Below are 23,625 nucleotides of genomic sequence, written 5' to 3'. Positions count from 1 at the left end.
CGGCGGCCGGCGCCGGCGTCGCTGTGGGGTTCGCCGCGCTGCAGGGCGGCACGGGCGGGGGACTCGGCGCGGACCTGCTCCTGTTCGGGGCGGTGGTCGCGGCCGCCGTCGGCTACGCGGAGGGCGGCCTGCTGTCACGCGAACTCGGTGCGTGGCAGACCGTCTCGTGGGCACTGGTGCTGTCGGCGCCCGTGCTGGTGGTACTCACTGCGGTGTCGATGGACGGCGGAGTGCCTCGCGCCGCTCCCGCAGGCTGGGCGGCGTTCGCCTACCTCGGCGTCGTGAGCATGTTCCTCGGCTTCTTCGCGTGGTACCGCGGGCTGTCGATCGGCCCGATGGCGCAGGTGAGCCAGGTGCAGCTGGTGCAGCCTGTGCTCACGATCTGCTGGGCGGCGTTGCTGCTGTCGGAGCACGTCACACCGGCGACCGTGCTCGGCGGCGTCCTGGTGATCGCGTGCGCGGGGCTGACGGTGCGTGCACGGTAGCTGCTTCGTCACGGCGCCTCGTGTCGCCCGGCGATAGCCAGCCGGCCCGAGTTCTCGTCGTCCTCCTCGAGCGCGCGCCGGGCGATGCGGCCGAGTGCGGCCCGTACGTCGGCGTGCAGCTCCGGCCGGTCCGAGTCGGCCGGCAGCCAGTCCCGGACGCTGTCGGTCAGCATCTCGGTCCACGCCGTCGAGATCCGCTGCACCTGCGCGCGCCCGGCGTCGGTGACGCGCAGCGCGGCACCGTCACGAGTCAGATACCCGTCGGCCACGATCTCGTCGAAGAACGACGTCAGCACGCCCTCCGGGATGCCGATGTGCCGCTCGATGCCGGACTGGGTCGCCGTGAGCCCGAGGATCCGCGCAGGCAGCCCGACCCCGAGGACACCCCACGCCGTCGGCACGTCGAGCGGGCTGCCCGACCGGGCGACGGCCTCGGCGAGCGCGCGCCCGCGATCCTGCCGCCGAAGGATCCGGCCGATGACGGTCTCGAGCTGGACCTCGGAGCTGCCCGCTTCGGGCATACCGAAGCCCTCCGAGGGCCCGCGGGCGCTGTCGCTCGCGGCCTCGCGCATCGCGACCTGCGGTAGGAACAGCGCCAGCACCAGCGCGAGCAGCGCCACTGGCACGACCCAGAGGAACACGCCATGCAGGGTCTCGGCGTAGGCGTGCACGATCGGGTCCCGTTGCGCGGCGGGCAGCGCACGCAGCTTGGCGGGCTCCATCGCCGCCGACGGATCGGTGAGCCGAGCCTGCATCACCGCCGGTGCGAGATGGGACCTCAGGCGGTTGGCGTACAGCGTGCCCATGACTGCCGCGCCGAACGACATGCCGAGTGTGCGGAAGAACGTCACCGCCGACGTGGCGGTGCCGAGGTCGCGGTAGCTCGCGGTGTTCTGCACGACGAGGGTGAGCACCTGCATGATCAAGCCGATCCCCAGGCCGAGCACGAAGATGTACAGCGACGTGACCAGCACCGACGTGTGCTCGTCCATCCGGGACAGTAGGTACAGCCCCACTGCGATCACCGCGGCGCCGGCGATCGGGAACGCCTTGTACCTACCGGTTCTGCCGACGACGGTGCCGGACGCCATCGCTGTGATCAGCAGGCCCAGCACCATCGGCAGTGTCCGCAGGCCGGATCCGGTGGCGGAGCTGCCCTGCGCGTACTGCAGGAACACGGGCAGGTACGTCATCGCGCCCAGCATCGCGAAGCCCACGATGAAGGCCAGGATCGAGGCGATGGTGAACACCCGCTGCTGGAACAGGTGCATCGGCAGGATCGGCTCCGCCGCACGTAGTTCCACGAACACGAAGATCACGTAGCCGACCACCGAACCGACGAACAGGCCGATGATCACCCCGGAGCCCCATGCGTACTGCGAACCGCCCCAAGACAATCCGAGGGTAAGCGCCACCGAGGCGAGCGCGACGAACGCCACGCCGAGGTAGTCGACGCGGGTCTTTATCCGCTCGGACGCCCCCGGGATGAACTTGAGCGCCATCGCCACGACCACGATCGCGACGGGCACATTGACATAGAACGCCCAGCGCCACGACAGATGATCGGTGAACAGTCCGCCGAGCAGGGGGCCGATCACCGTGGTCACGCCGAACACCGCCCCGAGGGCGCCCTGGTACTTGCCGCGCTCGCGCAGCGGGATCACGTCGGCGATGAGAGCCGTTGCGGTGACGGTGATCCCGCCACCGCCGATGCCCTGCACCGCACGGGCGACGATCAGCCACTCCATGTTCGTCGAGAGGCCGCAGAAGAACGACCCCACGATGAACGTCACCACCGACACGATCAGCACGTTCTTGCGGCCGTAGAGGTCGCCGAACTTTCCGGCCAGCACCGTCGAGACCGTCTCGGCGAGCATGTATGCCGTGACGATCCAGCTCATGTGGCCCGCGCCGCCGAGGTCGCCGACGATGGTGGGGAGAGCCGTGGAGACGATGGTCTGGTCGAGTGCCGCCAGCAGCATCCCGACCATGATCGTGCCGAAGATCAGGTTGCGTTGCGCGACCGGGATCGGCGCGCGGGCGGCTGATTCGGGTGAGGCCGTGGCAGTGGTCATCTGTCTCTCCGTCCCGTCGAGGGCAGACTAACCGTGCGACCAGCCTCCCGCGGGGCGGAAACGCCGGATCCGCGCGTGTCAGTGTGAGGGTCGCTCACCGGGCGGTATGTCCCGGACGACGGCGACGCGGGTCACGGTTCGCCGGTCACGATCGTCGCCTCGTGTGTCACGGGCAGCGCGAGCGACGCGGCGATGTAGCACTGCTCGCCGGCCTCGTGATGCAGCGCCAGCGCGAGTTCGACGTCGGAGCCCGGCGCCACCGTCACCGTCGGGCGCAGGACGATCGATGTGAACCGGCCGCCCCCGCCCGGCGTCTCCGCCATCGTCCCCATGGCACCGTCGGCGTACGCCAGCACCACGATCCCGCGCAGCGCACACAGCGCGAGGTAGCTGAGCATGTGACAGTCGGCGGCCGCGGCGACCAGCAGTTGCTCCGGGTTCCACAGTGCCCCGTCGCCGAGGAAGTGCGGGTCGGCGGATGCGGTGATCGGCGCGGCGGCGTCGGAGGTGAGGGTGTGTTCCCGGCTGTATGCCCGATATCCGGAGGTGCCACCGGGCGCCGACCACTCGACGTCCACCGCGTAGGTATGCACAACAGACGTCATTCGTGTCACAGTAGTATTCATGAACCTCAAGCGCACCATGATCGCGCTCGTCGTCGCGGGCGCGGTGACAGCGTCCTCCCTCGCGACCGCAGGCGTCGCTCAGGCCGCCGATCTCACGTCGAGCTTCGCCGCCGTCCAGTCCGCGGTCGGTGTGCCGGTCGGGCTCGCGATCGCGCCCGCGAACGGTGCCGCCGACGTGGTGCTGGGCAACGACCCGGGCACGGTGGCCTGGTCGACGAGCAAGGTGCCGGTCGCGATCGCTGCCGAGCAGCAGTTCGGCTCCGCGGTGTCGGCCGACGTGAGCGCTGCGATCACCGAGTCCGACAACGCCGCCGCGCAGCGACTGTGGGACCGACTCGGGTCCGGACAGCAGGCCGCGACCGCGACCCAGAACGTCATCCGTGCGGGTGGCGACGGCGCCACCGTCGTCAACCCCACTGTGAGCCGAGCCGGATACACCGCGTTCGGGCAGACCCAGTGGACATACGCGAACCAGGCCACCTTCGCCGCGCACCTGACGTGCATGGCCGCGGCGGCGCCGGTGCTAGCGCTGATGCGCAACGTGGCGTCCGACCAGCAGTGGGGCGTCCAGTCGATCACCGGCGCCGCTGTGAAGGGCGGCTGGGGCCCGACGACCGACGGGCGGTACTACGTGCGTCAGATGGCCGTGATCAATACGAACGCGGGCCAGGTGGGCCTGGCGATGGGCACCGTCGCGGCGACGTTCGCCGCCGGGCAGGCCGTGCTGAACAAGGTCGGGGCGTGGGTCGGCCAGAACATCCCCAACCTGACATATGGGCACTGCTGATGGGGTCGCGCGTGCATCCGGGAGGCGCACTGAGGTCCGTCGTGCCCGATTCCGTGGTGTAGTGGTACGCGTGGACCCGACTCGCAGTGCAGTAGGACTGGTGGCGGCAGCAGCGCTGGCGGTGGCCCCCGCGGCCGTCGCTCAGGCCGCTCCCGGGCTCGTGGGCGGCTTCGCGGCCGTGCAACGCGCGGCCGGCGCGCCCATCGGCGTGGCGATCGCACCCGGGGGCGGGCGCGCGGCGATCGTGTTGGGCGACGACGGTGGCGGCTCGGCGTGGTCCACGATCAAGGTCCCGATCGCAGTGGCTGCGGAGCAGCGCTTCGGATCATCCTTGTCGGCGGACATGTCGGCCGCCATCGTCCACTCGGACAACGCCGCCGCCGAGCGGCTGTGGGCGGCGCTCGGCACGGGCTCGCGAGCCGCGGCGGCCGTGCAGCGGGTGATCCGCGCGGGTGGCGACGGCGCGACGGTGGTCGACGCCGAGAACGGGTGGGGTCTGACGCCCTGGACCAACGCGAACGAGGCTACGTTCGCTGCGCACCTCGCGTGCATCCGCGGCGCGGGACCTGTGATGGCGCTGATGCGCGGGGTGGACGGCACGCAGCGGTGGGGCGCGGCGACGCTTCCCGGCGCCGCGGTCAAGGGCGGCTGGAGTCCGTCCGGCGGCCGGTACGTCGTGCGGCAGATGGCCGTGATCTCGACGCCGACCGGCCAGGCCGGGGTGTCCATGAGCACCGTGGCGCCCACCTTCACCGCCGGCACGCGGGTCCTCGACCGGGTCGGCGCGTGGCTGCGCGCGAACCAGGCGCAGCTGCCCGGCGGGCACTGCTGACATGCAGCGGATACACGGCTTCGGCCGGGCCCGCGGCCTGATCACCGCACTGCTCACCGTCGGCGCGCTCGCTGTCGCGGGCTGCACGATCGGCGACGACGGCAGCGGCGTGGCGAGCCACACGGCGGCGTCGACGTCCCCGTTGGTCGCGCCCACGCTGAACCCGTCCGCGTCGGCGTCCCGCTCTGCACCTCCGTCGCGCCCCGCCCCGCCCGAGCCCGCGCTCGCGGCGTCGTTCAAGACCCTCGTCGCCCAGACCGATGCCACCGTGGGAGTCGCGGTCGCGCCGGTGGGCGGCGGGCCCGGGCTGGCGTTCGGTGCCGCGGGCGACGTGGCGTGGTCGACGAGCAAGGTGCCGCTGGCGATCGCGGCGAGTGTGTTGGGCCCATCGGTGCAGGCGGACACACGCAGCGCGATCATCGAGTCGGACAACGCCGCGGCGCAGCGGTTGTGGGAGCGGCTGGGTGGCGGACGGACGGCGGCGGCGAAGGTGCAGGCGGTGTTGCGGGCCGACGGCGATCAGCAGACGACCGTGAATCCCTTCGTGACCCGGCCCGGCTACACGGCGTTCGGGCAGACGGTGTGGACGTACGCGAACCAGGCGGCGTTCGCGGCCCACCTGCCGTGCGATCCGAAGGCGGCGCCGATCCTGCAGCTGATGCAGGACGTGGACACCGATCAGCACTGGGGTGTGCAGCAGTTGTTCGACGGGAGTGCGGTCAAAGGCGGTTGGGGGCCGACGACCGACGGTCGGTACTACGTTCGGCAGCTCGCGGTGCTCGACAGGGGGCAGCGGAAGGTCGCCGTGTCGATCGGGATCCTCGCCCCGGACTTCGGCTCGGGCCAGACGCTACTCGACACCGTCGGCGCGTGGGTGCACGCGAACTTCGACCGGCTCCCCACCGGTAGCTGTCCGGCGTAGCGGGCGCGGCGCGAGGGGAGCGCCTCGGACATGTCGGGGGTAGTCGGTACGCTCGGCACGTGGGCAAGTTCAGCAACAAGATGTGGAAGATGCTCGGGGCGCAGACCTCGGTCAACCAGTCGCGGTCGGTAGCCCTGATCGAGGCGTCGACCGCATTCGACGACTGGGCGAAGGAACTCGGCGACAGCGAGATCGCCGACGCGGCGATCGAGCTCGACGTGTATCAGGCAAAGTCCGAGGACAGGGCTCGGTTCCTGGCGCTCGCGCGTGAGGTCGCCGACCGCAGCCTGGGGCTGCGGCCGTTCGACGTGCAGCTGCAGGGTGCGGACCGGATACTCGAGGGGGATGTGGTCGAGATGGCCACCGGTGAGGGCAAGACGCTGGTCGGCGCCATCGCCGCAGCGGGAATGGCCCTGTCGGGGCGCAGCGTGCACGTGATCTCACCGAACGACTACCTCGCCCGCCGCGACTCCGAGTGGATGAAGCCGTTCTTCGACCTGCTGGACGTGACCGTCGGCTTCGTCACGGAGAACTCCACGCGTGAGGAACGGCGCGTCGCGTACGCCCGCGACGTGGTGTACGGGTCGGTCAACGAGATCGGTTTCGACGTACTGCGCGACCAACTGGTCACCGAGGCGAAAGACCTGCTGTCGCCGACCCCCGACGTCGCGATCGTGGACGAGGCCGACTCGGTGCTGGTCGATGAGGCGTTGATCCCGCTGGTGCTCGCGGGGTCGGTCAAGGGCGACGTGCCGCAGGCCGCGATCATGGAGGTGGTGGCCCGGCTGCGCGAGGGCAAGCACTACGAGATCGACCCGGACGGCAAGTCGGCGTTCCTCACCGAAGACGGCTCCCAGTTGGTCGAGGAGGAGCTCGGCGGCATCGACCTGTACAGCGAGCTCCACGTGGGCACGACGCTTCCGCAGGTGAACATCGCGCTGCACGCCTACGCGCTGGTGGAGAAGGACATCCACTACATCGTCCGCGACGGCGCGGTGAAGCTGATCAACAGTTCACGCGGCCGGGTCGCGGAGCTGCAGCGCTGGCCCGACGGTCTGCAGGCCGCGGTCGAGGCGAAAGAGGGCCTGGCGCAGACCGACTCGGGTGAGGTGATCGACACCATCACGGTGCAGGCGCTGCTGCAGCGCTATCAGCGGGTGTGCGGCATGACCGGCACCGCACTGGCGGCCGGCGAGCAGCTACGCCAGTTCTACGATCTCGGTGTCTCGCAGATCCCGCCCAACACGCCCAATATCCGGGTCGACCAGCCGATGCGCGTATACGACAACAAGGGCAACAAGGTCGCCGCCATCGTCGACTACGTCCGCGAGGTGCACGAGACCGGGCAGCCGGTGCTGATCGGCACGCACGATGTGGCCGAGTCGGAGGAGCTGGTGCACATGCTCAAGATCTCCGGCGTCAAGGCCACGGTGCTCAACGCGAAGAACGACGCCGAGGAGGCGCGGATCATCGCGGAGGCGGGAACGAAGGGCGCAGTGACCGTGTCGACCCAGATGGCCGGTCGCGGCACCGACATCAAGCTCGGGGGCAGCCACGCCGACGACGACAGCGCGGCGCACGACGAGGTCGCCGCGCTCGGCGGCCTGTGCGTGGTCGGTACCGGCCTGCACGAGACCGAGCGTCTCGACCAGCAGCTGCGCGGCCGCGCCGGCCGGCAGGGCGACCCGGGCACCTCCGTGATCTTCGCGTCCGTGGAGGACCCGATCGTCGAGCGGCACCTGCCGCTGAAGAAGCCGCCGACCAACGCAGACCCCGAGACCGGCGAGTTCCCGCGGGGCAAGGTCGCGGCGGACATGTTGGACCAGGCGCAGCGGGTGGCCGAGGGCGCGATGCTCGAGACCCACGGCAACACCTGGCGGTACAACCAGCTGGTCAACCAGCAGCGGGATCTGGTGATCGCGCGGCGCGCGGCGCTGCTCACCACGGACGTGGCGTTCGAGGAGTTCCAGAAGCTCGAGCCCGAGCGGTACGAGGAACTGCACGGGACGGACGGCGACGGGATCACCGACGAGGTGTTGACCGCCGCGGCGCGGGAGGCGTTCCTGTTCCACCTCGACCGGGCGTGGGCGGATCATCTCGCGTTCGTCTCCGAGGTGCAGTCGACCATCCACCTGCGGGCACTCGGCAGGCAGTCGCCGCTGGACGAGTTCCACCGGCTCGTCGTGGAGGAGTTCGTCAAGCTGCCCGAGGACGCGGTCGAGCGCGCGCGGGAGACGCTGCGGACGGCGACGATCACCGCCGACGGTATCGACCTCGACGCGAGCGATCTCGGCCGCACCACGTTGACGTGGACGTACATGGTGCACGACAACCCGTTCGCGTCGAAGGGCATGCAGGGCATGCTCGGGGCCTTCGGGTAAGCGGTGGCCGACGCGGGAGCGGACCCGGCCGTGCGCGACGCCGGGGCGCTGACCATCCCCAATGCGCTGAGCGTGCTGCGGCTGATCGGAATCCCCGTCTTCCTGCTCCTGCTGTTCCTGTGGCGGAACGACGCGTGGGCCCTCGTGGTGCTGATGCTCGCCGGGTTCACCGACTGGCTGGACGGCAAGCTGGCGCGGCTTCTCGATCAGCAGTCGGCGCTGGGCGCGCTGCTGGACCCGCTGGCCGACCGCCTGTACATGCTGGCGATCCCGATCGCACTGGGCGTGCGCGGGATCCTGCCGTGGTGGTTGATCGCGCTGCTGATCGGCCGGGAGGTCGTGCTGGCCGGAACGATCCCCCTGCTGCGCAGCCGCGGACTGACGGCGCTGCCGGTGCTGTACCTGGGCAAGGCGGCGACGTTCGCGCTCATGTATGGCATGCCGATGGTCCTGGCGGGGACGTTCGACAACTGGGTGGGCACCGTGATGCACCCGCTCGGCTGGGCATTCCTGTTGTGGGGCACGGGGATGTACCTGTGGACGATGGTCCTGTACTGGTATCAGACGATCCTCGCGGTCCGAATCCTGCCCAGGGCCGGCAGGTGACGGACGCGTGTTGCCCCGCGCGACGCTCGCCCACTAAGTTGAAGCGAGCCGCGGGCAGCCGCGGCGCCAGAGCTTTCGGAAGGATCTTCACTTGAGCGCCAGCACTCCCGAAGAACTGCTGTACACGCCCGAGCACGAATGGCTGCTGAAGAAGTCCGAGACCGTGGTGCGGATCGGGATCACCGAATTCGCGCAGGACCAGCTCGGCGACGTCGTGTTCGTGAAGCTGCCCGACGACGACGAGGAGGTCACCTCGGGCGACTCGTTCGCCGAGGTCGAGTCCACCAAGAGCGTGTCGGACATCTACGCACCGCTCAGCGGCCGCGTGGTGGCCGTGAACGCGGGGCTGGACCAGGCCCCGCAGCTGATCAACGAGGACCCCTACGGTGAGGGCTGGATCGTCGAGATCGAGGCGCCGTCGCCGGACGACCTCGAGTCCGCGCTGGGCGAGTTGCTCGACGCAGACGGGTACAAGGCGCTGATCAGCGGCGATTAGTTCGGCGAGGGGAACCCGCTGCCCGCGGACCAACCGCAGGGTACCGTTGGCCGGGAGACCCGGTCGGTACGGGATATTCACGATCGGTAGCCATGAATCACACACAAAGGAGCGATGTGAGCGAGAACGACAAGGGCCTCGAAGAGACTCCCGTAGAGACCACTTCGGTCTTCCGCGCCGACATCATCCGCGAGATGGATGCGTCGGGCGGCTCGGAGAGCGATGCTCCGGTGTCGGGCACCGAGAACCTTCCTGCCGGTTCGGCGCTGCTCGTGGTCAAGCGCGGCCCGAACGCGGGCTCGCGCTTCCTGCTCGACCAGGACACCACCTCCGCCGGTCGGCATCCCGACAGCGACATCTTCCTCGACGATGTCACGGTGAGCCGCCGGCACGCCGAGTTCCGCAGCGTCGATGACGGGTTCACCGTCGTCGACGTGGGCAGCCTGAACGGTACGTACGTCAACCGCGAGCCCGTCGATTCGGCCCCGCTGAGCAACGGCGACGAGGTGCAGATCGGTAAGTTCCGCCTCGTGTTCTACTCGGCGGCCAAGACCGACTCCGCGGGATAGCCGAGTGACGGCCCCGCGTCAGGAACCCACATCCGCGACGATGTCGATCGGGGCGGTGCTCGAGCAGCTTCGCGCGGAGTTCCCCGATGTGACCATCTCGAAGATCCGGTTCCTCGAGTCCGAGGGGCTGGTGACGCCGGGGCGGTCACCGTCGGGCTATCGCCGATTCTCGACGAAGGACTGCGAGCGGCTGCGCTACGTGCTCACCGCGCAGCGCGACTTCTACCTGCCCCTGAAGATCATCAAGGAGCAGCTGGACGCGCACGATCGCGGCGAGCAGGTCGAGGGCCCGGCACCGCGCGCACCTCGGACTCTGGCGACGGTCCAGTCGAGCGAGCCGGCGGACTTCCTCGCCAGGCGGCAGACCCGGATCAGCCGCGCCGACCTGATCGAGCGGGTCGGGTGCGACGAGTCGTTCCTGCGCGAGCTGGAGCGCTCGGCCCTGGTGTCGCCCGGCAAGGTGGGTTACTTCGACGAGGACGCGATTGCGCTGGTGTCCGCTGCGAAGGCGTTGGCGGAGTACGGCTTCGAGGCGCGCCACCTGCGTGCGTTCAAGACATCCGCCGACCGCGAGGCCGGCCTGATCGCCCAGATCGCCAACCCGATCGCACGGGGCGGTGACTCGGGAGCCGCCGAGCGTGCGGCCGAGCTGATCCGCGAGCTCGCCGCGCTGTCGGTGGCGTTCCATACGCAGCTGGTGAAGTCGGCTGTGAAGGATGCCGTCCGCTGATCCGGGGCGTGCGCCGATCGGCCCAGCCGGGCGGTTGATCGCTAGACTGGGGGATGAGACACGGCGGCGGCGCCGATGCCTCAGCGGCCCATCGGCTGAGAGAAGGAGGCGGGTTCTCGTGATCAAGATGAGCGTGGTGGGGATCCGTATGGACCCGCCGCAGAACGATCCGGTGTTGCTGCTCCGCGAGGTGGCAGGGGAGCGGTACCTGCCGATCTGGATCGGGCAGGGCGAGGCGTCGGCGATCGCCATGAAGCTGCAGGGGATCTCGCCGCGCCGGCCGCTGACCCACGATCTCATCGTGGACCTGATCAAGGGCATGGGCCGCGAGCTCACCGAGGTGCGGATCACGGATCTGCAGGACGGCACGTTCTACGCGGACCTGGTGCTCGACGGTGACGTGACGGTGTCGGCCCGGCCGTCGGATTCCGTCGCCGTCGCCGTGCGGTTCGAGGTGCCGATCTATGCCGAGGAGCAGGTGCTGGCCGAAGCGGGGCTGGTGCTGCCCGACGAGGGCGGCGCGGAGGGCGAGCAGTCCGACGGTGACGACAGCGAGCCGGTCGCCAAGGCTGACGACGAGGTCGAGAAGTTCAAGGAGTTCCTCGACAGCATCTCGGCGGACGACTTCAAAGCCCCCGACGAGCCCTGAACGTAACGAATCCGTCTCAACCTCAACTTCAGCTTCACCCTTTGGGTGTGTCGCGTTGATTCGGTTCCCGTCGCCCCCTACCGTTCTCCGCAGACACCGCGAAACGGCCCGAGCAGCCGAGGAGCGGGCGCGTACCCTTCAGGGAGCGCACGAAGCGAGAGGGAGACGTCAGTGACCGATCAGGCTAACAGCGCGCAGGGCGACAAGACCACCACATCCCAGATGGGGACTCAAGGCTCGCTCGACGACATCGCGCCCGGCCTGTTTCCCGACGACTCCATCCCGGACGACCTCCTCGGCTACCGCGGACCCAGCGCCTGCCAGATCGCCGGCATCACCTACCGACAGCTCGACTACTGGGCTCGCACCTCCCTGGTCGTCCCCTCGATCCGCGGCGCAGCAGGCTCGGGCAGCCAGCGGCTCTACTCCTTCAAGGACGTCCTCGTCCTCAAGATCGTCAAGCGTCTGCTCGACACCGGAATCTCCCTGCAGAACATCCGCGTCGCCGTCGACCACCTCCGGCAGCGGGGCGTCGAGGACCTCGCCAAGATCACCCTCTTCTCCGACGGCACCACCGTGTACGAGTGCACCAGCGCCGAGGAGGTCGTGGACCTGCTCCAGCACGGCCAGGGCGTGTTCGGCATCGCCGTCTCCGGGGCCATGCGCGAGCTGACCGGCACCATCGCCGACTTCCCGGGCGAGCGCGCCGACGGGGGGCAGGCGGACGCCACCCCCGAAGACGAGTTGGCATCGCGCCGCCGCAACCGCGCTCGCGCCACGGGTTAGTCGACGGTTGTCCCCGCGCTCGACGGGGCGCGGTTCGCGGCGCGTGCCGTGAGGGCGTCGTAGATCGGGGTGGAGCGCAGCAGCATCGCCACCAGCATCGCGATCGCGCAGGCGCCGAGCATCGGCGGGAGCAGCACCGTCGAGCCCGTCATCTCGGTTCCCAGCACCAGCCCCGTCACCGGTGCACGCACCGACGCCGTGAAGAACGCCACCATCCCCACCAGCGCCATGCCCGCGGCCTGCGGGGCATGGTCGGGCGCGAGATGTGTCGCTGCGAGCCCGACGATCAGACCGGTCTCGGCGCCGAGCGTCAGCATCGGTGCGAAGATGCCGCCCGGTGTCGTCGCTGCGTAGGACGCGACGGTCAACGCGAACCGCAGCGCCAGCACGCCGCACGCCGTGATCACGGCCCCGTGGCCGAGCAACGCCTCCTGGGTGAGGTTGTCGCCGCCGCCCACCATCGACGGCGCGATCCAGGCGATGACGCCCACCGCCGCGCCGATGGCGACGGCCCGCACGCTCACCGGGATCCGGCTGTGGTCGGCCCAGTGCAACCCGGCCATCACGGCAGCGTTGAACGCCACGCCCAGCACGCCGCACGTGAGCGCGACGACGACCACCGTGGGCGTGTGCACGGCGCGCGGCTGTTCCAGCGAGGCGACCGAGAACACCGTTCCGTTCGGGATCACCAGCCGGGCCGCGAGGAATCCCGAGCCCGAGGCGAGGAGTGTGGCGAGCGTGGTGCGTAGGTCGAACCGCTTGAGGAGCTCCTCGAGCACGAACACGCCGCCCGCGATCGGCGCGTCGAACGCTGTCGCGAGTCCCGCGGCGGCACCGCCCGCCACCAGGATCCGCAGGTCCTCGCTGCTCAGCCGCATCACACGCGAGACGGCCACGGCGACGATCCCGCCCATCTGTACCGACGGTCCCTCGCGCCCGAGTGCCAGCCCGGGTCCCATCGCCAGGAGGCCACCGACGTACTTCACCGGCAGGATGCGCAACCGGCCCGGCGCGGCCCGTCCTTCGACGACCGCCTCCACCCGCGGGATTCCACTTCCCTCGGCGTGCGGCTCGGCGCGGTGCACGAGGAGCGCGGCGGCGGCCGTCGCCGCGGCACAGGACAGCACGAACGCGGCGCAACCCCAGGCGCTGTGGCCGTGTGACCACCCCACGAAGTCGGTGCGCCACGTGCCGAGGTGGTCGAGGACCAGCCGGAAGCTCGAGGCGACCAGCCCCGTCACGCCGCCGACGATCACCGCCGCTGCGCAGAACCACAGGAGGCGGGCACCATCGGGACCGGTCTGGGGGTGCGGATCGTCCATCGATAACGAACGTAGGCGACCGCCGGCAGCGACCCGCGGCCGGGCTGCCGGACGTCGGAGCGACGGGGGATCGGGCGCCGGGTAAACTCGAGGTGCGCCGCAGCACCGCGTGGGAGAGTCTCGTGGGCGATCAGCCCGGGAGCGCCGAAGGAGCAACACCTCTCCGTCAACCTCTCAGGCACACCGGACCGCGTGGGACGGGCGCCTCTGGAAAGGGTGGAATCGACCACCCGCCCACGGGGAAAGTCGGGTACCTCCTGGCGAATCTCTCAGGCGCCCGGCACTTCTCGGGGCAGGCGACAGAGGGGGAGGGCGCCGGTCCGTAGCCACGTGCCGGTCCCTGCTCTGCACCGCGAAGAGGTCCCCATGTCCGGTTCCCGACCCGAGCCGCGAGAGTCGGCCGCCCCGTTCGTCTCCCGCCACATCGGCCCCGACACCGTCGAGCTCGAGCAGATCCTGCAGGTCATCGGCTACGACAGCCTCGACGACCTGGCGCGTGCGGCCGTGCCCTCGGCGATCCTCGACGCCGCGGACGACAACGGCCTCGACGCGCTGCCGGCGCCCGCCACCGAGCACGAGGCGCTCGCCGAGCTCGCCGCCCTCGCCGAGCGGAACACCGTCGCCCGCTCCATGATCGGGCTCGGCTACTACGACACGCTGACCCCGCCGGTACTGGTCCGCAATATCGTCGAGAACCCGGCCTGGTACACCGCCTACACGCCGTACCAGCCCGAGGTCAGCCAGGGGCGGCTCGAGGCCCTGCTCAACTTCCAGACGATGGTCTCGGACCTCACCGGTATGGAGGTGGCCAACAGCTCGATGCTCGACGAGGCCACCGCCGCCGCCGAGGCCATGACGCTGCTGCGCCGCGCCGGGCGCTCGAAGTCGCCGCGCGTGCTCGTCGACCTGGACGTCTTCCCGCAGACCCTCGCGGTGATCGAGACCCGCGCCCGGCCGCTGAGCATCGAGGTGGTGTCCGCGGACCTGTCGACCGGCCTCCCGGACGGCGAGTTCTTCGGCGTCATCCTGCAGACCCCCGGCGCCTCCGGCCGGATCCCTGACGTCGCCGCTGTGATCGAGGCCGCGCACGGGCGCGGCGCGCTCGTCGCCGTCGGCGCAGACCTGCTCGCCATGACCCTGCTGACCCCGCCCGGTGAGCAGGGTGCGGACGCCTGCTTCGGCACCACCCAGCGGTTCGGCGTGCCGCTCGGCTTCGGCGGGCCGCACGCCGGGTACCTCGCGGTGCACGGCAAGCACGCCCGGCAGATCCCCGGTCGGCTGGTCGGCGTCTCCAAGGACGACGACGGCAACCTCGCCTACCGCCTCGCCCTGCAGACCCGCGAGCAACACATCCGCCGCGAGAAGGCCACCTCCAACATCTGTACCGCGCAGGTGCTGCTCGCGGTACTCGCGGCGATGTACGCCAGCTACCACGGTCCCGACGGGCTGACCGCCATCGCGCGGCGCGTGCACTCCCGGGCGAAGCTGTTCGCCGATGCACTGGGCGACGCCGTCGTCCATGAGGCGTTCTTCGACACGGTCCTGGTGCGGGTCCCCGGCCGCGCCGACGACGTGATCGCTGCGGCCAAGGCCGCGGGATACAACCTGTGGCGCGTCGACGCCGATCACGTCTCGATCGCCTGCGACGAGACCACCACCGACGCCGACGTGGCCGCCGTGCTGGACGCGTTCGGCGTCGAGGCAGGGGCCGACGGGGCCGGCGTGTTCGGCGACCGGACCTCGGAGTTCCTCACGCACCCCGCATTCCACCGGTACCGCACCGAGACGGAGATGCTGCGCTATCTGCGGCGGCTTGCGGACAAGGACATCGCGCTCGACCGCAGCATGATCCCGCTCGGTTCGTGCACCATGAAGCTCAACGCGACCGCCGAGATGGAGGCCATCACCTGGCCGGCCTTCAACCGGCTGCACCCGTTCGCGCCGGCCGCCGACACCGTCGGCATCCGGGAGCTGATCGGCGATCTCGAGACGTGGTTGACCGCGATCACGGGCTACGACCGCGTGTCCCTGCAGCCCAACGCCGGCAGCCAGGGCGAGTACGCCGGCCTGCTCGCGATCCGGAACTATCACGTCTCGCGGGGCGATGAGCACCGCACCGCCTGCCTGATCCCGTCCAGCGCGCACGGCACCAACGCGGCGTCCGCCGTGATGGCCGGGCTGAAGGTGGTCGTGGTGGCGTGTCGCGAGAACGGCGACGTGGACACCGCCGACCTCAAGGAGAAGATCGCCGCGCACGCCGACGACCTCGCGGCGATCATGATCACCTACCCGTCGACGCACGGCGTGTACGAGCACGAGGTGCGCGAGATCTGCGGCGCCGTGCACGACGCCGGCGGTCAGGTGTACGTGGACGGTGCCAACCTGAACGCGCTGGTCGGGCTCGCGCGGCCGGGTCGGTTCGGCGGCGACGTGAGCCACCTGAACCTGCACAAGACGTTCTGTATCCCGCACGGCGGCGGTGGCCCCGGCGTCGGACCGATCGGTGTCCGCAGCCACCTCGCGCCGTTCCTGCCCGGGCACCCGCTCGCGCCGGAACTCGGGGGCGGCCCCACGATCAGCGCCGCTCCGTACGGCAGCGCCTCGATCCTCCCGATCACCTGGGCGTACATCCGGATGATGGGTGCCGACGGCCTGCGGCGCGCGACGCTGACCGCCATCGCGTCCGCGAACTACATCGCCGCGCGGCTCGACGACTACTTCCCGGTGCTGTACACGGGGGAGAACGGAAAGGTCGCGCACGAGTGCATCCTGGACGTCCGGGGCATCACCAAGGCCACCGGCGTGACCGTCGACGACGTCGCGAAGCGGCTCGCGGACTACGGCTTCCATGCCCCCACCATGAGCTTCCCGGTGGCCGGGACGCTGATGGTCGAGCCCACCGAGAGCGAGTCGCTCACCGAGATCGACGAGTTCTGCGACGCGATGATCGCGATCAAGGGTGAGATCGACCGGGTGGCAGCGGGCGAATGGCCGGTGGACGACAACCCGCTGCGCGGTGCCCCGCACACCGCCGAATCCCTGGTGGCGCAGTGGAACCACCCCTATTCACGGGAGACCGCGGTGTACCCGATGGGTCTGCCTTCGGGGGGCGCGCGGACCAAGGTATGGCCGTCGGTGCGGCGGATCGACGGCGTGTTCGGCGACCGGCACCTGGTCTGCTCCTGCCCGCCGATCGACGCCTTCGCCTAGCGCCCCGTCGGGATCTCGGGTCGGCTGCTACTCGGTGGTGACGGCATCGGCGATCGCGGTGAGTGCGGCGACCGAGGGCGCAGGGAGGGGCTCGACGGTGGCGAAGGCGACCGCGGCGGTCGCCTTCGGGGTCGGCTGGTCGGGCACGCGGAAGCCGGCAGCGGCGAGGGGGCGTGCGTTCGCATCCCGCCCGAGGAACGTCACGAAGTCGGCCGCGCCGTGGGTCTGCGCGTCGGACAGGCTCTGGTCGTCGAGCGAGACGGCCGGGAAGGTCGCGGACGCCGTTCCACCGCTCAGCGCCACCCCGACGATCCCCGAGTCGGGGTGCGCGGCCGTGTACGCGTAGAGCTCCTGCTCCGTGACGGGCACCGCATGGATCGCACCCGCCTTCGGATCCTTCTGCGCGGCAAGCGCGTTCAGGGCGTCGACCGTGGTCTCCGGCCGCGCCTTCGGCGCTCCCGAGGCGAGTCGGGCGAGGGTCGTGCCCACCTGCGGGCCACGGGCGACCGAGTCGGCGATCGGCCCGACGGCGTGCGCCACGCCGGCCGCGATCGACTGGGCGGCGAGGTACGTGGCGTCGCTGTCGTCGCCGGTCGGCAGCGCCAGTCGCAGTCCACCCCAGCCCGGCGCGCGGCGGGCGAGGCCGCGCGGACCCTGCAGTACGGGGACATCGACCCAGGCGACGCCGTCGAGGGATCTCGCGAGGGGGGAGCGCACGGCGAGTAGGACCGGCGACGTGACAAGCGAGGTCGGCGCCCCCGAGAGCGCCGCCGGCGTGGCGACCTGCAGCCGCGCCGACCAGACGGTCGACTGCGGTACCCACAGGGCAGGCCGCGGGCCGGTGCCCCACTGGCCGACCAGGCCGGTGAGCACGGTCGCGGCGGGCATATCGGTGACCGTCACGGAGACGCAGTAGTCGTCGGTGATGTCGCGCGTCGCGTTGAACGCGAGCGCGACCCGCTTCAGCGGCTCGGCCAGTTCCGGTGTCGCGACCACCGGGACCTGCGCGTCGCCGCGTACGCATTGCTGCGCAGCCTGCTCGCCCTGGCGGTCGGACACCCCGCCGAGCCACACCATCCCGATCACCACGATCACGACCAGGGCGGCGATCACCGCCACCACGATCACCCAGGGGGCGACGCGGCGGTTACCCGACCCCGACGAATGCGAACCCATCGCTATGGAACCTACCGCACCCGCATGCCGCTACCTGCGGAAGAGGCCCTGCGGTGGGGCGGGCGAGTCGTCGGCGGTGGCGGCCGTACGCGGACGCGCGCCGCCCGGGAACCGGACCGCCTCGGCCCCGCCGACGACGGTGGCGGGGAACGGATCCGACGCTGCCCGCCGGGCGAACGCGATCGGGTCCACCGGCCCGGTCACGAGCACCAGATTGCCGAATCTGCGGCCCTTGAGTACGCCCGGCTCGGCGACGATCGTCACCGGTCCGAGGGACTCGGCCACCGTCGCCGTCAGCGCACGGGCGAAGGCGAGTCCGCCACCGTCGGCCGCGTTGACCGCCACCACCCCGCCGGGCGCGAGCAGGGGGAGCAGCGAGCGGAAGAATTCGACCGTGGTCAGCCCGGCGGGGGTTCGGGCCCCCGCGAACACGTCTACGACCAGTAGGTCGACCGTGCCGAGCATGCCCGCGGGTAGCACCGTCGCGGCGTTGCGGGCGTCGGCGCAGCGGACCCGGATCTGGGCCCCGCGGGGCATCGGGAGCTCGCGGCGGACGGCGTCGATCACGGCCCGGTCCGCCTCGATCACCTGCTGGCGCGACCCCGGCCGGGTGTGCGCGACGTAGCGCGGCACCGTCATCCCGCCGCCGCCCAGGTGCACTGCGGTGACGGGATCGTGCGGGTCGGCGACGAGGTCCACGACATGACCGATCCGCCGCACGTACTCGAAGACGAGATTCGCGGGATCGGTGGTGTCGACGTAGCTCTGCGGAGTCCCGTCGAGTTCGACGATGAAGCCGCCGGGGTTGTCGCGATCGGCGATCACGGCGACCCCGGCGGCTTCGGCCACGGGACGGCTAGGCGTTTGCGGCCTTGAACTCGCGGCGGCGGGCGTGCAGGATCGGCTCGGTGTAGCCGTTCGGCTGCTTGGTGCCCTCGAGGATCAGGTCCTTCGCCGCCTGGAACGCGATGTTGGTGTCGAAGTCGGGCGCCAGCGGGCGGTACGCCGGATCGCCGGCGTTCTGCTGGTCGACGACCGGAGCCATGCGCTCGAGGCTCGCGACGACCTCGTCCTCGGTGACGATGCCGTGCCGCAGCCAGTTGGCCAGCAGCTGGCTGGAGATGCGCAGCGTGGCGCGGTCCTCCATCAGCGCGACATCGTGGATGTCGGGCACCTTGGAACAGCCCACGCCCTGGTCGATCCAGCGCACCACGTAGCCGAGGATGGACTGGCAGTTGTTGTCCAGCTCCTCGCGCTTCTCCTCGTCGCTCCAGTCGGTCTTCGGCGCGAGCGGGATGGTGAGGATGTCGTCGACCGACGCCGGGTCGCGCTTGGCGATGTCGTTCTGCACCTCGAACACGTCCACCAGGTGGTAGTGCAGGGCGTGCAGGGTCGCGGCGGTCGGGGACGGCACCCACGCGGTGGTGGCGCCGGCCTTCGGCTGGGCGATCTTCTGCTCGAGCATCGCCGCCATCAGGTCGGGCATGGCCCACATGCCCTTACCGATCTGGGCCTTGTGCTGCAGCCCGGCGTGCAGGCCGATGTCGACGTTCGAGTCCTCGTACGCCGAGATCCACTTCTGGGACTTCATCTCGCCCTTGCGGACGACGGGGCCGGCCAGCATCGAGGTGTGGATCTCGTCGCCGGTGCGGTCCAGGAAGCCGGTGTTGATGAACACGACGCGGTCGGCCGCTGCCTCGATGGACGCCTTCAGGTTGACGGTGGTACGCCGCTCCTCGTCCATGATGCCCACCTTGAGGGTGGTGCTGGGCAGGCCCAGCAGCGTCTCGACGCGGCTGAACAGCTCGACGGTGAACGCGACCTCCTCCGGGCCGTGCATCTTGGGCTTCACGATGTAGATCGAGCCGGTCCGCGAGTTGGACAGGCCCTCCTCGCCCAGCCCGTGGATGGCGCCGAGCGCGGTGACCACGGCGTCGAGGATGCCCTCGCCCACCGGGTTACCCTCGGCGTCCAGGACGGCGTCGGTGGTCATCAGGTGGCCCACGTTGCGGACGAACAGCAGCGACCGACCGTGCAGCGTCAGCTCGGAGCCGTCGGGCGCGGTGTAGACCCGGTCCGGGTTCAGTACGCGGGTGAACGTCTTGCCGCCCTTGCTGACCTCCTCGGAGAGGTCGCCCTTGTTGAGGCCCAGCCAGTTGCGGTAGCCGATCACCTTGTCGTCGGCGTCGACCGCGGCCACCGAGTCCTCGAGGTCCATAATCGTGGTGATCGCGGACTCGACGAGCACGTCCTTGACGCCCGCGGCGTCGGTGGAGCCGATCGGGGAGCTCGGGTCGATCTGGATCTCGAGGTGCAGGCCGTTGTGGCGCAACAGGATCGCCGACGGTGACGCCGGGTCGCCGACGTAGCCGGCGAACACACCCGGGTCCGCCAGGCCCACGGTGTGGCCGTCGACGACGGCGTGGAGGACGCCATCGACTGTGCCGGACCGATCGGCTCCGCCGACGACCGCGTACTCCGTCACGTCCGCGTGCGATCCCGACTCCAGCGGAACGGCCTCGTCGAGGAACTTCTTCGCGTACGCGATGACCTTGTCGCCGCGGACCTTGTTGTAGCCCTTCCCCTTCTCCGCACCGTCGGCCTCGGGGATGGCGTCCGTGCCGTACAGCGCGTCGTACAGCGAGCCCCATCGGGCGTTCGCGGCGTTGATCGCGAAGCGGGCGTTGAGGATCGGCACGACCAGCTGCGGCCCGGCCGTCGAGGTGATCTCGGTGTCGACGTTCTCGGTGGTGATCTGGAAGTCGTCGGGTTCGGGCACGAGGTAGCCGATGTCGGTGAGGAACTGCTTGTAGGCCGGGAAGTCCACGGCGCCGGGGTTCGCGGAGTGATAGGCGTCGATCTGCGCCTGGAGGTCGTCGCGGCGCGCCAGCAGGTCGGCGTTGCGGAACGCGAGGTCCTCGATGAGCTGCGCGGTTCCGGCCCAGAAGGCCTGCTGGTCTACGCCCGTGCCCGGGAGGGCCTCGTTATTGATGAAGTCGTAGAGCACCGTCGCGACCTGCAGGCCGTTGACGGCGGTACGGGCGGTGTCGACCATGTGGTTGTCCCCTTCGTCGTCGCGCTTCCACGCTGAAGCTGCCGGACTGATGTTACCCGCTGGTAGGCAACCAGTGGATGCCCGGCAGGTTCCATCGTGCCACGGTCGCCGCGGCCGGTCGCGGGAGCCTGGGGTGGATCCGCGCGGTACGGGCTGCCGAGCATCCGGGGCGGAGTCGGGAGAAGATATCGCGCATGGGTGAGCGAGTGCGCTTCGAGAGTTCGGTGGGGCCGACGCTGGCCGGGTTGATCGAGGAGCCGGTGGGGGACGCCCGGGGATGGGCGGTGTTCTCGCACGGGTTCACGCTCGGCAAGGATTGCCCCGCGGCTTCCCGGATCAGCAAGCAGTTGGCCTCCGAAGGGATCGGCGTCCTGCGCTTCGACAACCTCGGGCTCGGCGATTCGGAGGGCGACTGGGGCGACGGCTCGTTCACGGTGAAGGTCGAGGACACCAAGCGCGCGGTGGCGTTCATGACCGAGCGTGGGACCCCCGTCGACGTTCTGGTCGGGCACTCGTGGGGTGGCGCCGCGGTGATCGCGGCGGGGGCCGCGCTGCCGGACGTGAAGGCGGTCGCCACCGTCGGCGCGCCGTTCGACCCCAGGCACGTCGAGCATCAGTACGACACCGTCCTGGGTCGTGTCCTGGCCGAGGGGCATGCCGAGTGGATGGTCGGCGGCCGGGCGCTGACCCTCAAGCTCGCGTTCGTCGAGGACGTCGAGAACGCCGACCTGCGTGGCTGCATCCGCGGACTGCACCACCCACTGCTGGTGATGCACTCGCCGACCGACGACACCGTCGGCATCGAGAACGCGAGTGAGATCTTCCAGCTCGCGCGGCACCCGCGCAGCTTCGTCTCGCTCGAGGGCTCGGACCACCTGCTCACGGCGAAGGGACAGGCGCGTCGCGCCGCGCATATCGTCAGCGCGTGGGTCGACCAGTACCTGACGTCGTGACGATGAAGTCGGCGTCGTCGGGCCGGCCGAGCATCCGTTCCATGGTGGTGCGGTCGAACGGCCACAGGTCGATGGTCCCGTCCTCGGTGCGGTACCAGGACGAGCAGCCGGTGTTCCACACCGTCGGCCCCATCGCGTCGGCGACGTCACGCGCGAACCGGTCGGTCGCCTCGGCGGTGACCTCGACGGTGTCGATCTCGCCGCGTCGGTAGCGCCCTAGCCACGCAGCGATGTATCCGGCGGTGAGCTCGGCGGACAGTTGCAGCGAGATCGAGCCCGTGGGCGAGTTGGGGCCGAGCACCGTGAACAGGTTCGGGAACCCCGGCACCGCCGTCATCCGGTAGCCGCGCGGCCCGTTCGCCCACGCCTCGTCGAGTGTGATCCCGTCGCGGCCGACCACCCGCATCGGCCGCATGTAGTCGTGCGTACGGAAGCCGGTGGCGAGCACGATCAGATCGAGCTCGCGATGGCGGCCATCGGCGGTGGTGATCCCGGTCGCGGTGACGCGCTCGATCCGATCGGTGACCAGTTCGGTATCCGGTCGCTGCAGTGCGGCGTAGTAGGTGCCGGAGACCACCTGGCGCTTGCACAGCGGCTGGTAGTCGGGGGTGAGAGCGGCGCGGAGCTCGGGATCGGCGACCTGCAGGCGGAGGCACAGGCGCGCATACGCCTGGACGGCCCGGCGGCGCCACGACGGTGTGGTGACGATGTCGGCGAGTAGCCCCGAGGCGCGCAGGAGGCCGTCATACACGGCCCCGTGCACCCGTGGCGCCTGACGCAGCAGGTGGGCCACGACAGCCGGCTGGCGAATCCCCATGGGCGCCCAGAGGATCCACTGTGGCGAGCGGACGAAGTGGGCGACCGAGCGGGCACCCGGCGCGAGCGCCGAGACCACCTGCACGCCTGTCGATCCCGTCCCGATCACCGCGACGCGTCGGCCGTCCGTGACCAGGTCGTCGTCCCACCGTGCGGTATGGACGACGGGGCCCGTGAAGTCGGCGAGCCCGGGGATGTCGGGGATCGCGGGGTTGTGCAGCACGCCGGTCGCACAGATCACGAAGTCCGCGACGATCTGCCCGCCGCGCTGATCCGTCAGCGTCCATGTGTCCCCGCCATATTCGGCCGAGACCACCTCGGTGTCGAGCCGGATCCGGTCTGCCAGCCCGAACCGGTCGACGACCTCGCGGTGGTACTGCTGGATCTCCGGCCCGGTGGCCCAGACCCGCGACCAGTCCGCCTTGGGCGCGAACGAGAACTGGTAGATCTGCGACGGCACGTCGCAGGTGAGCCCGGGATAGCGGTTCCAATGCCAGACGCCGCCGACGTCCGTGCCCTTCTCCAGCACGACGACGTCGGTGAACCCGGCCTGCTGCAGGGTGTACGCGGTGGCGATGCCGGCGACGCCCGCGCCGATCACGACCACCCGCGGCTCCCTGTTCACACGCCCGCCTCGGCGAGCGCCTTCCCGACCGTGGCGGGTGCGGTGCGCCGCGCCGCCTCGAACGCCTCGGCTCTGCGGGCCCGACTCATGAAGTTCCAGCCGAGCCCGCGCAGGTCCCGGGCACCGGGGGTGATGGCGACGACCGTGACGCCCCGCGCCTGAACGGCCGCGATCTCGTCGAAGAGGATGGTGGACATGGGATTCCGTAGTGCGATGTGCTCGGCCAGCCCGCCGAGTCCGGGGCCCCGCGTTCCTGGTGTGGAGGCCATCGGTGCGATCACGTACACCTCGTCCACGTCGCCGGGGACGAGGTCGACGGACGCGGTCGACGCCGCGCCGCCGTCGACGAACAGCCGGTCGTCGATGCTTACCGGCGGCATCCACGCCGGCACCGCCCAGGACGCGCGTAGGGCCTCTCCGGCCGTGGCCGCCGGTGCGTGGGGTGCACCGAAGGCCACCCGCTCGCCGCGCCGCGGGTCGTACGCCACCAGGCGTGCGCCCGGGTGTGGAAGCCACCCGTCGGG

General features: G+C 70.5%; 21 protein-coding genes and 2 riboswitches. Of the genes, 13 read left to right on the top strand and 8 right to left on the bottom strand.

Annotation, left to right across the window (positions count from 1 at the left end):
* Window positions 1-485, top strand: a 485-nt coding sequence (locus ABD908_RS20405; protein WP_344999403.1) for an EamA family transporter, incomplete at its 5' end; no start/stop codon positions are given.
* 8 nt (window positions 486-493) lie between these two features.
* On the opposite strand, the gene ABD908_RS20400 is transcribed toward ABD908_RS20405, so the two are convergent.
* Both ABD908_RS20400 and ABD908_RS20395 read right to left on the bottom strand, forming a co-directional pair.
* The gene (locus ABD908_RS20400) at window positions 494-2,560 is read right to left on the bottom strand and encodes an MDR family MFS transporter (protein WP_344999401.1); all 2,067 of its coding nucleotides are present in this window, start codon (window positions 2,558-2,560) and stop codon (window positions 494-496) included.
* 131 nt (window positions 2,561-2,691) lie between these two features.
* On the bottom strand, window positions 2,692-3,165 hold the full coding sequence (locus ABD908_RS20395) for an OsmC family protein (RefSeq protein WP_344999399.1): 474 nt from the start codon (window positions 3,163-3,165) through the stop codon (window positions 2,692-2,694).
* A gap of 19 nt (window positions 3,166-3,184) precedes the next feature.
* Between ABD908_RS20395 and ABD908_RS20390 the strand changes: the two genes are divergently transcribed.
* From ABD908_RS20390 to ABD908_RS20345, 10 genes are all read left to right on the top strand, one after another.
* Window positions 3,185-3,973, top strand: a complete 789-nt coding sequence (locus ABD908_RS20390) for a hypothetical protein (RefSeq protein WP_344999398.1) — start codon at window positions 3,185-3,187, stop codon at window positions 3,971-3,973.
* Between the two features lie 100 nt (window positions 3,974-4,073).
* Window positions 4,074-4,805, top strand: a complete 732-nt coding sequence (locus ABD908_RS20385; protein ID WP_344999396.1) for a hypothetical protein — start codon at window positions 4,074-4,076, stop codon at window positions 4,803-4,805.
* Window position 4,806: 1 nt separating this feature from the next.
* Entirely contained in the window at window positions 4,807-5,727 is a 921-nt protein-coding gene (locus ABD908_RS20380; RefSeq protein WP_344999394.1) for a serine hydrolase, read from the top strand.
* A 59-nt stretch (window positions 5,728-5,786) separates the two neighbouring features.
* Window positions 5,787-8,108 carry an accessory Sec system translocase SecA2 gene (gene secA2 / locus ABD908_RS20375; RefSeq protein ID WP_344999392.1) on the top strand — a complete coding sequence of 774 codons (2,322 nt, stop codon included), beginning with the start codon at window positions 5,787-5,789 and terminating at the stop codon, window positions 8,106-8,108.
* Window positions 8,109-8,111: 3 nt separating this feature from the next.
* Complete coding sequence (locus ABD908_RS20370; protein ID WP_344999390.1) at window positions 8,112-8,714, top strand: CDP-alcohol phosphatidyltransferase family protein; 603 nt, start codon at window positions 8,112-8,114, stop codon at window positions 8,712-8,714.
* Between the two features lie 91 nt (window positions 8,715-8,805).
* Window positions 8,806-9,210 (top strand): glycine cleavage system protein GcvH, encoded by a 405-nt coding sequence (gcvH, locus tag ABD908_RS20365; protein ID WP_344999388.1) that lies wholly within the window; start codon window positions 8,806-8,808, stop codon window positions 9,208-9,210.
* Window positions 9,211-9,326: 116 nt separating this feature from the next.
* Window positions 9,327-9,779: an oxoglutarate dehydrogenase inhibitor Odhl gene (gene odhI, locus ABD908_RS20360; RefSeq protein ID WP_344999386.1), complete on the top strand. Its 453-nt coding sequence runs from the start codon at window positions 9,327-9,329 to the stop codon at window positions 9,777-9,779.
* 4 nt (window positions 9,780-9,783) lie between these two features.
* A complete protein-coding gene (gene ftsR, locus ABD908_RS20355; RefSeq protein ID WP_453910193.1) occupies window positions 9,784-10,509 on the top strand; it encodes a transcriptional regulator FtsR in 726 nt (241 codons plus the stop codon).
* A gap of 127 nt (window positions 10,510-10,636) precedes the next feature.
* On the top strand, window positions 10,637-11,158 hold the full coding sequence (locus ABD908_RS20350) for a bifunctional nuclease family protein (protein WP_385924307.1): 522 nt from the start codon (window positions 10,637-10,639) through the stop codon (window positions 11,156-11,158).
* A 222-nt stretch (window positions 11,159-11,380) separates the two neighbouring features.
* A complete protein-coding gene (locus ABD908_RS20345; RefSeq protein WP_344999405.1) occupies window positions 11,381-11,944 on the top strand; it encodes a MerR family transcriptional regulator in 564 nt (187 codons plus the stop codon).
* Here the strand turns inward: ABD908_RS20345 and ABD908_RS20340 are convergent.
* Window positions 11,941-13,266 carry a ClC family H(+)/Cl(-) exchange transporter gene (locus tag ABD908_RS20340; RefSeq protein ID WP_344999382.1) on the bottom strand — a complete coding sequence of 442 codons (1,326 nt, stop codon included), beginning with the start codon at window positions 13,264-13,266 and terminating at the stop codon, window positions 11,941-11,943. The two genes, ABD908_RS20345 and ABD908_RS20340, sit on opposite strands and share 4 nt — an antisense overlap.
* A gap of 100 nt (window positions 13,267-13,366) precedes the next feature.
* Window positions 13,367-13,467, top strand: a riboswitch (glycine riboswitch).
* Window positions 13,468-13,579: riboswitch (glycine riboswitch) on the top strand.
* 53 nt (window positions 13,580-13,632) lie between these two features.
* On the opposite strand from ABD908_RS20340, the gene gcvP reads away from it, so the two are divergent.
* Window positions 13,633-16,476, top strand: a complete 2,844-nt coding sequence (gene gcvP / locus ABD908_RS20335; RefSeq protein ID WP_344999380.1) for an aminomethyl-transferring glycine dehydrogenase — start codon at window positions 13,633-13,635, stop codon at window positions 16,474-16,476.
* Window positions 16,477-16,503: 27 nt separating this feature from the next.
* Here the strand turns inward: gcvP and ABD908_RS20330 are convergent, their stop codons facing one another.
* From ABD908_RS20330 to ABD908_RS20320, 3 genes are read right to left on the bottom strand one after another with little or no spacing between them, the layout of a single operon-like run.
* Complete coding sequence (locus ABD908_RS20330; protein ID WP_344999378.1) at window positions 16,504-17,652, bottom strand: hypothetical protein; 1,149 nt, start codon at window positions 17,650-17,652, stop codon at window positions 16,504-16,506.
* 30 nt (window positions 17,653-17,682) lie between these two features.
* Window positions 17,683-18,501, bottom strand: coding sequence for a spermidine synthase (locus ABD908_RS20325; protein WP_344999376.1), 819 nt, complete (start codon window positions 18,499-18,501; stop codon window positions 17,683-17,685).
* 7 nt (window positions 18,502-18,508) lie between these two features.
* Window positions 18,509-20,707 (bottom strand): malate synthase G, encoded by a 2,199-nt coding sequence (locus tag ABD908_RS20320; protein ID WP_344999374.1) that lies wholly within the window; start codon window positions 20,705-20,707, stop codon window positions 18,509-18,511.
* A 194-nt stretch (window positions 20,708-20,901) separates the two neighbouring features.
* Between ABD908_RS20320 and ABD908_RS20315 the strand changes: the two genes are divergently transcribed.
* Complete coding sequence (locus tag ABD908_RS20315; protein WP_344999372.1) at window positions 20,902-21,660, top strand: alpha/beta hydrolase family protein; 759 nt, start codon at window positions 20,902-20,904, stop codon at window positions 21,658-21,660.
* On the opposite strand, the gene ABD908_RS20310 is transcribed toward ABD908_RS20315, so the two are convergent.
* Both ABD908_RS20310 and ABD908_RS20305 read right to left on the bottom strand, forming a co-directional pair.
* Entirely contained in the window at window positions 21,626-23,101 is a 1,476-nt protein-coding gene (locus ABD908_RS20310) for a flavin-containing monooxygenase (protein WP_344999370.1), read from the bottom strand. The two genes, ABD908_RS20315 and ABD908_RS20310, sit on opposite strands and share 35 nt — an antisense overlap.
* The coding region (locus ABD908_RS20305) for a patatin-like phospholipase family protein (RefSeq protein WP_344999368.1) at window positions 23,098-23,625 on the bottom strand (528 nt) is incomplete at its 5' end. The genes ABD908_RS20305 and ABD908_RS20310, both read right to left, overlap by 4 nt.

The sequence above is a fragment of the Tsukamurella soli genome (genome assembly GCF_039541155.1).
Classification (GTDB): domain Bacteria; phylum Actinomycetota; class Actinomycetes; order Mycobacteriales; family Mycobacteriaceae; genus Tsukamurella; species Tsukamurella soli.
The sequence above is the reverse complement of the archived record's forward strand: the minus strand, read 5'-3'. Positions and strand labels throughout refer to the sequence as shown.

What these genes read in the sequence shown, in the direction of transcription:
- ABD908_RS20395 (WP_344999399.1), bottom strand. Translation starts at nt 3,165, where the DNA reads ATGACGTCTGTTGTGCATACCTACGCGGTGGACGTCGAGTGGTCGGCG.
- ABD908_RS20400 (WP_344999401.1), bottom strand. Translation starts at nt 2,560, where the DNA reads ATGACCACTGCCACGGCCTCACCCGAATCAGCCGCCCGCGCGCCGATC.
- ABD908_RS20340 (WP_344999382.1), bottom strand. Translation starts at nt 13,266, where the DNA reads ATGGACGATCCGCACCCCCAGACCGGTCCCGATGGTGCCCGCCTCCTG.
- ABD908_RS20350 (WP_385924307.1), top strand. Translation starts at nt 10,637, where the DNA reads ATGAGCGTGGTGGGGATCCGTATGGACCCGCCGCAGAACGATCCGGTG.
- ABD908_RS20380 (WP_344999394.1), top strand. Translation starts at nt 4,807, where the DNA reads ATGCAGCGGATACACGGCTTCGGCCGGGCCCGCGGCCTGATCACCGCA.
- ABD908_RS20320 (WP_344999374.1), bottom strand. Translation starts at nt 20,707, where the DNA reads ATGGTCGACACCGCCCGTACCGCCGTCAACGGCCTGCAGGTCGCGACG.
- gcvP (WP_344999380.1), top strand. Translation starts at nt 13,633, where the DNA reads ATGTCCGGTTCCCGACCCGAGCCGCGAGAGTCGGCCGCCCCGTTCGTC.
- ABD908_RS20315 (WP_344999372.1), top strand. Translation starts at nt 20,902, where the DNA reads ATGGGTGAGCGAGTGCGCTTCGAGAGTTCGGTGGGGCCGACGCTGGCC.
- ABD908_RS20390 (WP_344999398.1), top strand. Translation starts at nt 3,185, where the DNA reads ATGAACCTCAAGCGCACCATGATCGCGCTCGTCGTCGCGGGCGCGGTG.
- ABD908_RS20345 (WP_344999405.1), top strand. Translation starts at nt 11,381, where the DNA reads ATGGGGACTCAAGGCTCGCTCGACGACATCGCGCCCGGCCTGTTTCCC.
- ABD908_RS20330 (WP_344999378.1), bottom strand. Translation starts at nt 17,652, where the DNA reads ATGGGTTCGCATTCGTCGGGGTCGGGTAACCGCCGCGTCGCCCCCTGG.